Source organism: Planococcus sp. ISL-110, assembly GCF_018613575.1.
Classification (GTDB): Bacteria; Bacillota; Bacilli; order Bacillales_A; family Planococcaceae; genus Planococcus.
In genome coordinates this window covers 101414-114120 of record NZ_JAGGPX010000016.1, presented here as the reverse complement: position 1 = coordinate 114120, position 12707 = coordinate 101414, and the positions used below count along the sequence as shown (strand labels likewise).

At 45.5% G+C, this 12707-nt stretch carries 9 protein-coding genes; all 9 read left to right on the top strand.

Going from position 1 to position 12707, the window contains the following annotated elements:
* Window positions 1-186: 186 nt before the first annotated feature.
* Window positions 187-1311 (top strand): right-handed parallel beta-helix repeat-containing protein, encoded by a 1125-nt coding sequence (locus J7I83_RS11785; protein WP_215100964.1) that lies wholly within the window; start codon window positions 187-189, stop codon window positions 1309-1311.
* A gap of 199 nt (window positions 1312-1510) precedes the next feature.
* A complete protein-coding gene (locus J7I83_RS11780; protein WP_215100962.1) occupies window positions 1511-2422 on the top strand; it encodes a glycosyltransferase family 2 protein in 912 nt (303 codons plus the stop codon).
* Between the two features lie 644 nt (window positions 2423-3066).
* The gene (locus J7I83_RS11775; RefSeq protein ID WP_215100960.1) at window positions 3067-4545 is read left to right on the top strand and encodes a lipopolysaccharide biosynthesis protein; all 1479 of its coding nucleotides are present in this window, start codon (window positions 3067-3069) and stop codon (window positions 4543-4545) included.
* 39 nt (window positions 4546-4584) lie between these two features.
* A complete protein-coding gene (locus J7I83_RS11770; RefSeq protein WP_215100958.1) occupies window positions 4585-5736 on the top strand; it encodes a DegT/DnrJ/EryC1/StrS family aminotransferase in 1152 nt (383 codons plus the stop codon).
* A gap of 17 nt (window positions 5737-5753) precedes the next feature.
* On the top strand, window positions 5754-6662 hold the full coding sequence (gene rfbA, locus J7I83_RS11765) for a glucose-1-phosphate thymidylyltransferase RfbA (protein ID WP_215101081.1): 909 nt from the start codon (window positions 5754-5756) through the stop codon (window positions 6660-6662).
* 13 nt (window positions 6663-6675) lie between these two features.
* Complete coding sequence (gene rfbB / locus J7I83_RS11760; RefSeq protein ID WP_215100957.1) at window positions 6676-7692, top strand: dTDP-glucose 4,6-dehydratase; 1017 nt, start codon at window positions 6676-6678, stop codon at window positions 7690-7692.
* A gap of 48 nt (window positions 7693-7740) precedes the next feature.
* A complete protein-coding gene (locus J7I83_RS11755; protein ID WP_215100955.1) occupies window positions 7741-9855 on the top strand; it encodes a hypothetical protein in 2115 nt (704 codons plus the stop codon).
* A gap of 21 nt (window positions 9856-9876) precedes the next feature.
* On the top strand, window positions 9877-11352 hold the full coding sequence (locus J7I83_RS11750) for an MOP flippase family protein (RefSeq protein WP_215100953.1): 1476 nt from the start codon (window positions 9877-9879) through the stop codon (window positions 11350-11352).
* A gap of 403 nt (window positions 11353-11755) precedes the next feature.
* Complete coding sequence (gene fcl, locus J7I83_RS11745; RefSeq protein ID WP_215100951.1) at window positions 11756-12706, top strand: GDP-L-fucose synthase; 951 nt, start codon at window positions 11756-11758, stop codon at window positions 12704-12706.
* Window position 12707 lies beyond the last annotated feature (1 nt).

Genomic DNA, 12707 nt, shown 5'->3' with positions numbered 1-12707 from the left:
ATCCAACTATATAGGGGATATTTTAGGCTATAGGATAGAGTAACGAAGTAAATGGCTATTTTTTTAAGAAAAACAGTATTCAGAAATATGTGCATTTAAAGAAAGGTTGTCTTATACTAGAATTATTCAGTAGTTAACAATGTCATAATCTATCGATATAGCGGTTAGGTTGAAGGAGAGATGTTAATGACCAACAAGAAAACCATTCGCTGGCTCTTTTGCATACTGGGGATTTATGGATTGGCGGCTGTTTTTATCATGGGGCAAAGTTCTTTCTTTGCGGAAGAGAAGGTTGATGTAAAAACACAATTTGAAGCAGAAGGTGATGGGGTGGCGGACGACACACAAGCAATACAACGGGCTATTGATGAAACTCCGATAGGTGGGGAGTTGCACATTCCGTCTGGTATTTATAAATTGACCAAAAATCCTGATCTAAAGGCCAGTACCGGATACGGAGACAGTTATTTTGCCTTGAAAATTTCCAAGCCGATCACCATCATTATGGACCAGGCGATTTTCAAGACAGAGTCAGCGGGCGAATATGGCGTATTTTGGATTATGGCTACGGCGGATGTCCATTTGAAGGGCGGTTTTTTAATGGGGGACAAATTGCCTGAGAGCGGATCGCTGGTTTCCAATATTGCCGTTTTGCTTCAGGACAGCCAGAAAAGTTCGATTGAAAATGTTTACACGAAAAACTATTCCCAAGGCATTCACTTGCATCACGCCAATGATAATGTCATCCGAAATGTGACAAGTGAATTTAACTATGGTTCCGGCATCATCAATTTTGCGTCGGATTACAATACGATTGAATCTTGTGTTGTCAGAAATTCGGGAGACGGCCATCTTTCCCTATTCGGTGGCGGTAAACAAAATCTGGTCAAAGGCTGCGTTGTAATGGAAGATCGCAAAGGCTTTACCGATCAGCAAGGAATTACGGTCGAAAGTGAAAAAAACAGCACTATTGAAAAGAATACGGTCAGCGGCTTCTATTATGGAATCGATATTAAAAACGGTGCAGAATCCAATGTGATTAAGGGGAATCTCACCTATAATAATGAATTTAATATTGCGGTGCGCCCCGGCGATGGAGGAAAGAACTTGATGACGCCAAGCCACAATATCAGCATCCTTAATAATCTGGCTATCAGTCCCCGGGAAAACTCGGAACGGGGGATTTATATCAATGTCGGAAGCGGGCATATAGTCCGAGGGAACACTGTTGAGGAAAATAATCTGATTCTGCGCGATAAAGGGCTGAGAGTAAAATATAAGCAAGAGAATTTTATTGTCACTGATGAATAATAGATAGAATTTTGTATTATTGTAAATTTTTTATTAATTTATCTGAATAATCCGATTTTATTTATTTTCTATGCTAAGATACGAATTGTATAGGAGATTTATTGGGATTCTGTTCAGCTAAACTGGGTGGTGGAGGTTTGGGCCAATTTATTGGAGCGGCTAACGGAAATTTACTTAACTGTAGAGGAGTCTGTAATGTATGGCAAACGAGATAATGGTGAGCATTGAGTGTAACAGTTATAACCATGAAAATTTTATAGCCGAGGCATTGGACAGCATGCTGATGCAGAAAACGGATTTCGCCTATGAAATTTTAATTCATGACGATGCATCCACTGACCGAACAGCTGAAATCATCAGAAGCTATGAACGAAAGTATCCGGATATCGTCAAACCGATCTACCAGACAGAAAATCAGTATTCAAAAAATATCCCTTTTGAGTTGTTTAACGGTGAACGCGCATTAGGAAAGTACACTGCGGTTTGTGAAGGTGACGATTACTGGACTGATCCGGAAAAACTGCAAAAGCAAGTGGACTATATGGAGGCGCATCCCGAATGCAGCATGTGCGTACATGCTGCAGAAAAGGTCTCTGCAGTAACTAAGAAAACCGTCGCTGCTATTCGGCCAAGCCATAAAGACAAAATCTATTCTGTAGAAGAAGTGATCGAAGGTGGAGGGGAGCTGTTCGCCACCAATTCGATCATGTATTCCCGCCATAAAATTCCCGAGATGCCGGAGTATTACCTGAACGCCACAATCGGTGACTATCCGTTGGTCATCTGTGGGGCGTTAAACGGGACGGTCCATTACATGGATCGGAATATGGCTGCATACCGGGTGGAAGTCAAAGGCTCCTGGACGGATGTGCAGCTCTCTGACAGCTCCGCGAAGCAAAAACACCTTCAGGATGTCGCAAGCTTGCTCGATGAAGTAAATGCCTTCACTAATTTCAAATACGATAAGGTCATTAGCTGCACCAAAAAACGTGATCGCTTCTATGTTCTGTTGAAGCAGCTGGAAATTAAAGAGACTTTGAAAAAAGGTTACCGGCAGTTCTATGTGAAACCTGAATTCTTTAAGCGGATCTTCAAACGGATCACCGTCTGAAAAAAATTCTCTTCATAACCACAAAATACAGAAAAGGCAGTTTCCGAAAGCTGGCAACAACGGCTATTCGAAACTGCCTTTTCATATGTCATCCTGATATGCCAACATCCTGGGGCAAGGGGGTGTCCGAAAGTGTTTGAAAGGTGTTAAGGGTAAATTTTTGGATTTAGAATATCAATCGAATATAAGGGAGTTGGAATAAGTTGAAATCCATCTCCTCTTTTTTGTGTGTCTGTGAGTCAGCAAAATTGATCTGTAAACGCTTAAATAGTATCCCCCATATGATGCTTCCAAAAAACAGGAAGGATATAACAGTTAAGTGAAGAATCTTGCTCAGAATTGTCGCTTGATACGGGTTGGATTTTCGATTTGATGAAAAAGAGTGGAATAATTTGCATAATAAAAATAAAAAAATAATCTAAATTATCTGTTATTTATGACTTATGGTATGTTAGAATGAAATTCAAGAGATATAAATAAGCACAAAGTAGTGTATCCGGAATGGAGGTTAATAGAATCAGGATGAAACGGATGTCATTTACCTACTTTATATGATTAAATAATAATAGAATTGAAATTTCTGAACATTAAGGCACTTTGTCTAATCGATGTGCATAAAAGTTTTCTTCGTTAGGAGCCGGCAGATGAAACAGGAAAATTCATTGAAGAAAAAAACAATCAGCGGTCTGCTGTGGAGCTTCGGGGATCTGATGGGCAATCAAGGTGTTCAGTTTATTATCCAGATTATCCTGGCGCGATTATTGACGCCTGCAGATTTCGGGCTGATCGGGATGATCCTGGTGTTCGTCGCCCTTTCAAATTCGCTCGTCGACAGTGGCTTTACACAAGCACTGATCCGGGATCAAAAAGCCAATCAAACCGATTATTCGACGGTTTTCTATTTTAACCTGGCTGTATCCATTTTTATTTATGGGGTGCTGTTCTTGTCGGCACCGTTAATCAGCAATTTCTTTGAGCAAGATCAATTGACGGCTCTTGTTAGGGTATTGGCATTGGGCGTCATCATCAATGCATTCTCGATTATCCCGAGGGCGATGTTCACCAAGGAAGTGGACTTCAAAGTTCAGGCGAAAGTCAACATGGCGGCAAGTGTGGTGTCGGGGATTGTTGCAGTTGCGATGGCGCTATTAGGCTTTGGTGTATGGAGCCTGGTCGTCCGTATGCTGGCACTGAATGGGATTCAGGCGATGTTATTGGCTTTCTATAGAAGATGGCTGCCTTCACTGGTTTTCAGTATGGCATCGTTCAAGCGTTTGTTTGGATTTGGCTGGAAGCTGCTCGTCTCGGGATTGATTGATACGGCCTATGACAATATTTATTACCTGATCATTGGAAAGCAATATTCGGCGACCTCCCTGGGTTATTACACGAATGCCGCAAAATTCAGCGATGTGGCAACACAGACATTGACGGCGACAATCCAGCGGGTGACTTACCCGGTGTTGAGTGGGATCCAGGATCAGGAAGAAAGGCTGAAACAAAGCTTCAAGAAAGTCATCAAGCTCTCCGGGTTTCTGATTTTTCCAATCATGATCGGTGTAGCGGCAGTGGCAGAACCGTTGATTCTCCTGATCTTCGGTGAGAAATGGGCGACCATGATTCCTTATTTCCAGCTCCTGTGCATAGCGGGCATGCTGTATCCGATCCACGCATTGAATTTGAACATTCTACAGGTGAAGGGGCGTTCGGATCTGTTTCTTTATCTGGAAATCATCAAAACCATCGTGCCGACGATATTGATCTTCATTGTCATCTGGATGGACTGGGGAATCACCATTTTAGTGATCACGATTGTTCTTGATTCGTATATTTCCCTGTTCATCAATATTTACTTTTCAGGACGGGAAATTTCTTACGGCACCAAGGAACAGATAGGGGATCTGCTGCCGATTTATGCAATTTCACTAGGGATGGGAGCGGCCGTTTACGGCATCGGCAAACTCCTTCCGTTTTCGGATCTTTTGACGCTGGTTCTGCAGATCGGAATCGGTGTGGTGCTTTATATCGTGATTTGCAGGCTGCTGAAAATTAAGGAGTTCGATATTGTCTACGAATTGCTGGTACCGGTAATAAAAAAGATAATACCCGCTAAGACGGGCTGAATTGTGGGAATACAGATTCGTACCCTGGGAGGGAATAGAATGGCTAAAGCTTTTGAACAACCGATTTATGTTACACGTCCCTTATTGCCGGATATCACTGATGTCACGGAACGTATAAAAAAGGTATGGGACAGCAAGCAATTGACGAATTTCGGCGCGCAGCATGCCGAATTGAGCCGCCAACTCAAAGAATACCTGGGGGTTGGCCACATCTCGATGTTCTCCAATGGAACTATGGCTTTGCTGCTGGGCTTGAAAGCCTTGAAGCTGACAGGTGAAGTCATCACGACGCCGTTTACATTTCCTGCAACGGTGCAGGCGCTTGACTGGAACAACCTGACACCTGTTTTTTGCGACATCGACCCGGTGACCTTCAACATCGATGCCGATAAGATCGAAGCATTGATCACCGAAAAAACCAGCGCCATTCTGGGAGTCCATGTATTCGGCAACCCATGCGATGTGGAAAAGATCCAGGCGATAGCCGATAAGCACGGGCTGAAAGTGATTTACGATGGGGCCCATGCCTTCGGATCCAAGATAAACGGCGTACCCGTCAGCCGCTTCGGGGATATGACGATGTTCAGTTTCCATGCGACAAAGCTGTTCAATACCATTGAAGGTGGGGCTTTGACCTATAGCGATCCGGCGCTCGACAAACAGCTGGAACTGCTGAGAAACTTCGGGCTCGCCAATGCCGAGGAAGTGGTGCTGTCCGGTCTGAACGCCAAAATGAATGAAGTCCAGGCGGGAGTTGGTCTTGAAGTGCTGAAGGTACTGCCGGAAGAGCGAAGTAAGCGCCACGCCATCAAAAAAGCCTACGAAGAGAACCTGGCGGATATTGACGGCATCCGGGTTTTGACGACTCTTGAAGATGAATCCAGCAGCTACCAGTATTTTGTTATTGGAATCGATGAAGCGGCATTTGGCCAATCGAGAGATGCGGTGCACCAGGAACTCCAGAAATACAATGTATTTGCGAGAAAGTATTTTTCTCCTTTATGCAGCGACTTTGAATGGTACAGCGAACTGCCGTCTGCAAGGCCGGAAAATCTTCCGCATGCCCAACAGGCGGTTCAGCAGGTGCTGGCGATGCCCTATTATGGGGACTTGCCGATTGAATCCGTCGAGGCCATCTGCGGCATCATCCGGGAACTGCACGTAACTCAGAGGAGTTTATCTCAAATCTAAGAAATGAGGGATCTATGATGAAAGGGATAATTTTAGCTGGTGGGACGGGAACGCGCCTTTATCCGTTGACCAAATCGATTTCAAAGCAAATGCTGCCTGTATACGATAAACCGATGATTTATTACCCGCTGTCTGTTTTGATGCTTGCGGGAATCAAGGAAGTCTTGATCATTTCAACGCCACGGGACATCTCCGGATTTTTGAGCCTGCTCGGCAACGGCCAAAAATTGGGCATCAAGCTCGAATATGCGATACAGGAAGAACCGAACGGGTTGGCTGAAGCGTTTACGATCGGCGAGAGCTTTATCGGTGATTCACCTGTTGCACTGGTGCTCGGCGACAATGTCTTTTACGGATCGGATTTCGGGAGCCGGCTGCAGGAATCGGCTGAGCTGACAAAAGGCAGCATCATTTTCGGCTGCCATGTAGCAGATCCGAGAGCCTATGGTGTGGTGGAAGTGGATGATGAAATGAACGTCATCTCCATTGAAGAAAAACCAGAGCAGCCCAAATCCTCCTATGCGATTCCGGGTCTCTATTTCTTTGATAATGAAGTCGTCGAAATCGCTAAAGGTGTCGCTCCTTCGGCACGCGGGGAAAAAGAGATCACCTCTGTCGTTGATGAGTACATGAAACGGGGCGAATTGCAGGTCAATATCATGGGCCGGGGGCTGGCATGGCTGGATACAGGAACACACGAAGCTCTCTTGGAAGCTTCCAATTTCGTGGAAGCCATCCAGAAACGGCAGGGGCTGTATGTTGCCTGCCTGGAAGAAATCGCCTATCGAAAAGGGTATATCAGCCAATCGCAGTTGATTGAACTGGCACAGCCTTTGAAAAAGACGGATTATGGCCAGTATCTGCTGGATATTGCTTCTGAAAAATCGCTGTTGCCTAATAAATCGCTGTTACCTAATAAATCGTAAAAGGGGCGTCCGTATGGAAAATCTACTTGTGACTGGCGGAGCAGGTTTTATTGGAGGGAATTTTGTCCAATACATGATCGATAAATATCCGCAGTACCATATTTATAATTTGGATTTGCTGACTTATGCAGGAGATCTGACCAAGCACCAAAAAATTGAAAATGAGGAGAACTACAGCTTTGTCCATATTGACATTGCCGATCGCCAGGCGGTCAGCGAATTGTTCGAACAGGTGGATTTCAGCTATATTGTCCATTTTGCAGCAGAAAGCCACGTCGACCGGTCAATTACGGATCCGGAGATTTTTATCCGGACGAATGTTTTGGGGACACAGGTATTGCTTGATGCTGCCAAACGGTCAAACATCAAGAAGTTCGTCCATGTGTCGACCGATGAAGTGTACGGGGAGTTGGAGTTTGATCCGACGACTTTCTTTACGGAAAGTACGCCGCTGCAGCCAAACAGCCCCTACAGTGCCAGCAAAGCATCCTCGGATCTTTTGGTCAGGGCTTATTATGAAACTTACGGACTGCCGGTCAATATTACGCGCTGCTCCAATAACTACGGGCCTTACCATTTTCCGGAGAAGCTGATTCCGCTGACGATTTCGCGGGTGTTGAATGACCAGAAAGTTCCGGTTTACGGCGATGGCAAAAATGTCCGAGACTGGCTGCATGTACTGGACCATTGTTCGGCGATCGATTTGGTGATGCACGACGGAAAAATTGGTGAAGTGTATAATATCGGCGGCCATAACGAGCAGACAAATCTGGATGTGGTGCGCGCCATCATTCAGGCTTTAGGCAAATCGGAAGACCTGATCGAATTTGTCAAAGATCGGCTGGGCCATGACAAACGGTATGCAATTGATCCGACTAAAATCGAAGGGCTGGGCTGGAGTCCGGTCTACGATTTCGAAGCAGGAATCGCCCAAACAGTCGATTGGTTTCTGGAAAACAAGGACTGGTGGGAACAAATCATCAGCGGCGAATACCAGCAGTATTTCGACAGGCAATACGCGCCTAAATGATAGGATGCGGACTGCCGCAGGTGCCGGTGGACAAGGGGGAATAGGGGAATGGCAATAGGGACGACAATCAGTGAATTTATAAGGGCTTCATACCCGCAAACACAAACAGTGAAAGTATTGGAGTACAATGCTGAAACCAGCAATCTGAAAAAACAGCTGGCCGCTTCCGGCTATGGCAATTATCTTGGAATCTGCACAGGGAATCCAGGCAGCCAAAGGGATCCAGACCTGTATTACGCAAAGGAAAAAACCTTGACCTATAAAAATAACGCAGAAGTGCTGATCATTAATAGGGCTGATTTTATGGATTTGAAAAATGCTTTTCATTCTTCAGCCGATCTGATCCTTTTTATTCCTTCCAAAATAATTGATCGGGCCAGCTTTCTGCCGCTTTGGGCTTACAAGCTGGCTCGTAAGAAAAAATGGGATTTCCGTTTTGAGGATTTTTGCGACAGTTCGGGGGTAACCCGGACGGGCATCATCTTCAAGCGAGATCACCAAAAAGAAAAGGCAGCGCGGCAATACCTGTCACCTGAACTCGGGCTTGAGAACTTCTTTGAGCTTCTCAATGAACGAGAGCTCGATTATGTGATTTTGCGCTGGTTTGATGAACTGCCTTTTCTGGACCTGAATGAAGACGTGGATCTATTGATTTCAGATGAACATATCGAAAAGGTCCGGGACCTATTGAACGAAAGGATCGGCATTTTGCCGTTTGATATTTACAGCGTGGGCGGTCTGCCGGGAAGCAACTTCAAGAACATCGCCTACTATCCTCCTTATATCGCTGAAACGATATTGGACCAACGGGAATTGTGGAACGGCAAGTATTCCGTTCCGTCTAAGCGACATTATTTCCTCAGCCTGATGTACCATGCGGTTTATCACAAAGGCGAGAAGTCGGGAATTCCCGCCAAGCCGGGAGGCGCTGTCAAAAAAATTCCGCAGGACCACGATTATCCTGGGGTTCTTCGGCAGCTGGCGCAAGAGACGGGCAACGAACTGAACGAAATTAGCCTGGAGTCTTTCCATCATTTCCTGGAAGAAGAAGGCTGGGCGCCATCGACAGACACCATCCGGAAACTAATCGGTGTCAGCGGCAACTGGCTGGAGTCCATCATCAAATCAAATGAGCATAATTTCGAAAAAGATGGAGAATTGATGGTGTTTGTCGTTCGGGAATGGGCGGAGGAACGGCAGTTGACCCCTAAAATCATTGACTGGTTCGAGCGGAACGGCCTATGCCTCATCCGTGCAGTCGAACTGGATGAAGAGCAGAAAAGAAACGCTGCCCAGAGCATGAGAGGCGGCAATTGGGGGCAGGGCCCATGGCCGGTGAGCGGCGGCAAGCCTGCCACTTTGCTGATCATGTATGATTATCATCCCAAACCGCTAGGTGCAAAAATGAAGAAAAAATATCCGCATGTTTCGAACGAGCATTATTTGCTGAAAGAGCAGCTGCGGTCGGAGATCAATTTCTCCTTATCGAAAGAAGAACGAGCCAATCCGCTTCACAGCGCAGATGATGAAATTGAGGCTTTGGATTACATCGCTGCTGTCACTCCAGATCTTCTCCAAGAAATCAAAACCATTGTCACGGACTGGGACAGAGCTTACCGGACTCAGGAAAAAGTGATTGCGGATGTGTCCGAAAAAAAGCGGCGCGCCAAGGTGGAGGTCATTGAATACCACGGAAAGCGAGCGGTGAAAAAAACCTATAAAGCCGGCAAGGAACGGTTTTTGGAACGTGAAAAATTCGTTTACGGGGAATTGAGCAAGGAATGCGAATTTATTCCGAAGCTGATCGAAAGCGGAGAGAATTACATCATTGTTCCTTATCTGAAGACTCGTAAAGTGACAGAAAGCTGGCACATCAAAAAGCAGATTCTGAAACGCAAGCATAAACAGGAAATTTTCAGCATCAACGAATTTTTCTATAACAAAGGCTATGCGCTGATCGATTTCCACCCGGGGAATATTCTGCTGACGTCTGAAGGATTGAAGGTCATTGATTTCGAGTTTCTATATCAATACGAAGAGCGGCCGCCGAATGTCCGAGATTCATTTGACTTGAACGGATTTCCGGAAGATTTTGCGGAAGACCGGCCGTATGGAATATTTCCGAAGCAACGCCGGAATATGTGGAAAAAGATTTTATATTAAACGCGATTAGAGGAATGGCCTATGGCATCTTTAAAAAATCAAGCAGTGAACAGCGTGAAACTTACTTCAATCGCGATGCTCGTGACCAGTGTCCTGCAAATTGCCCAACTGCTGATTTTGGGAAGAGTGCTGGGCCCGGAAATTTTCGGGCTGATCGCCATGGTGCAGATTGTCATTCAGTTTTCGCAATTATTCCTGGAAATGGGCATCACAGACGCTATTATCCAAAAAGAGAAAATCTCCAAAGTCGAGCTGTCGAGCCTGTACTGGTTTTCGATTTTTGTCGGGCTGGTGCTGTTTATCGTCTTATTGCTGGCGGCTCCGGTAATTGCGCTGCTGTTCGGTGAACCCAGTTTGATGGCGATGGTCCAGGTAGTGGGCATCAGCTTTCTGATTTTGCCATTCGGCCTGCAGTTTCAAACGCTTGCTACGAAAAAACTGGAGTTTGCGCAAATTACTAAAAATGAAATTTTGGCGACAGCCATCGGCGTGTTGCTGACCATTTATTTGGCGGCTTTCACCAGTCTTGGTGCCTGGTCGCTCGTGTACGGGCATATCGTTACGTCACTGTTCAGAAGTGTACCCTGGATGATCGGCGGTTACCGCAACCCGGAAACCAGACCGCAGCTCGTTTTTTCCTGGGCAGCCATCAAAGGCTTCGTATCATTCGGCATGTACCGCCTTGGCTCGACCAGCATCAATTATTTCACCACAAAAATCGATCAGGTGATTATCGGCATCACCTTGGGATCCGTGGCACTCGGCTATTACAGCATGGCCATGAACCTGATTATGCAGCCGGTCCAGAAACTAAACTCCATGATCAATCGTGTGGCTTTTCCGGTGTTCTCGAAAATCCAGCTGGACAGCAGCAAATTGCGCAAAGCTTATCTGCTGATCACCAATATGCTGACCAGTTTTAATGCACCATTATTGGCCGGCGTCATTGTAGTGGCTCCATACGCTGTCCCGGTTTTGCTGGGAGCAGAATGGACGGACAGCATCATCATCATCCAGATTCTCTGTCTGTACGGATTATTCAAAGCATTGGGCAATCCGAGCGGCAGCCTCTTTATTGCCGTAGGAAAAGTGAGATGGAGTTTTTATTGGCAATTGGTCCAGCTGATCATCGTTCCGATTGTTGTATTCTTTGCCAGTTTATCCGGTGAAATTGTCGTTGTGGCATTAGCGGTCGGCCTGTTGCGGATGGTGCTGTTCTATGTCAGTTATTTTGTGCGGATCCGGCATATCATCGGCGACAGTTTAGGTGAATTGAGCATGTCGATCGCCAAGCCGATGATCCACTCAGCCATCATGCTGGCTCCTTTGTATCTCATTAATGCCCAGTTAACAGGTGTTGGGCCAATCGGCATCATTGCCATTGATGCAATCATTGGAGGGCTGATCTACGGGTTGCTGATGATCCTGAACCAACGCGAACTGGTAGCGGAAGTAAAAGGTTTTTTTCAAAAACGGACGGCGATTAAAGAGGGGTGAAGGGTGAAGAATTCGCTGCAGGTGGACGCTTTCCTGCAGGCATCTCCACTGTTTTGCTCTATATCTGCTAATAAGTTGATGATAAAACAGAAGCTCGCATTTAGGTGAGTAAACCTCTCGGCGGCAGAGCTGTAGATGAAACGATCATTCTCAAGTCTAACGCATATAGAAATCATTAAATTAATGCAGCTAGACAATATAAAATATCAAATAATCAAAATAATCTGTAATATTTAGACTATTGTATGGTAGAATGGAAAAACAAAATCGATTAGTAAGTATATAGTCTTGGGTATAAGGTCGTTTTTAGTTTTCAGGTTATTTAATCCGGAGATAAGCACAAATCAGATACCGGCATCCGTGTACTTGTACATGGCAGACGCTGAAAAAAGGTGGGATATTTATGGAGAAAGATTCAAAAATTTATGTGGCTGGCCATCGGGGCCTGGTGGGTTCTGCAATTATGCGGAATTTGCAGGACAATGGCTATTCCAATCTTGTGTTTCGGACCAGCGAGCAATTGGATCTGACCAAGCGTGATCAGGTGGATAAATTCTTTAAAGAAGAACAGCCGGAGTATGTTTTTCTGGCAGCTGCGAAAGTGGGTGGCATTGTAGCGAATAACGACTATCCCGCAGAGTTTATCCGTGACAATTTGATGATTCAAACAAATGTTATTGATGCTGCATATCAAAATGGTGTCAAAAAACTGCTGTTCCTCGGCAGTACATGCATCTACCCAAAACTGGCGGCACAGCCGATGAGAGAGGATTCGCTCCTGACCGGGGAACTCGAGCCGACCAACGAACCTTATGCCATTGCCAAGATAGCCGGCATCAAAATGTGCCAATCTTATAATCGGCAATACGGTACGAATTTCATTTCCATCATGCCGACTAATTTGTATGGTCCTCATGACAATTTCGATTTAAACAGTTCGCATGTTCTGCCGGCGCTGATCCGGAAATTCCACGAGGCTAAATTGCACAACACGCCGACGGTGGAGGTATGGGGAACCGGGACGCCGAAACGTGAATTCCTGTATTCCGATGATTTGGCCGATGCCGCGATTTATTTGATGAATACTTACAGTGGCAGCGACTTGGTCAATATCGGCATGGGAAAAGATATCACCATTAAAGAGCTGGCAGAGAAAATCGGGAAAACAGTCGGATATGAGGGGGAAATCCTCTTTAATACCTCAAAGCCAGATGGCGCTCCCCGAAAACTGGTGGATGTCAGCCGGCTGACGAGTCTTGGGTGGGAAGCGAAAATCCCTTTGGACGAAGGCCTGGAGATGGCTTATAAATGGTTTTTGGAACATATAGAAAAAAATACAATGTTGACGAATTAAG

Coding starts and splice junctions, on each gene's coding strand:
- J7I83_RS11785 (WP_215100964.1), top strand. CDS start 187: ATGACCAACAAGAAAACCATTCGCTGGCTCTTTTGCATACTGGGGATT.
- J7I83_RS11780 (WP_215100962.1), top strand. CDS start 1,511: ATGGCAAACGAGATAATGGTGAGCATTGAGTGTAACAGTTATAACCAT.
- J7I83_RS11775 (WP_215100960.1), top strand. CDS start 3,067: ATGAAACAGGAAAATTCATTGAAGAAAAAAACAATCAGCGGTCTGCTG.
- J7I83_RS11770 (WP_215100958.1), top strand. CDS start 4,585: ATGGCTAAAGCTTTTGAACAACCGATTTATGTTACACGTCCCTTATTG.
- rfbA (WP_215101081.1), top strand. CDS start 5,754: ATGAAAGGGATAATTTTAGCTGGTGGGACGGGAACGCGCCTTTATCCG.
- rfbB (WP_215100957.1), top strand. CDS start 6,676: ATGGAAAATCTACTTGTGACTGGCGGAGCAGGTTTTATTGGAGGGAAT.
- J7I83_RS11755 (WP_215100955.1), top strand. CDS start 7,741: ATGGCAATAGGGACGACAATCAGTGAATTTATAAGGGCTTCATACCCG.
- J7I83_RS11750 (WP_215100953.1), top strand. CDS start 9,877: ATGGCATCTTTAAAAAATCAAGCAGTGAACAGCGTGAAACTTACTTCA.
- fcl (WP_215100951.1), top strand. CDS start 11,756: ATGGAGAAAGATTCAAAAATTTATGTGGCTGGCCATCGGGGCCTGGTG.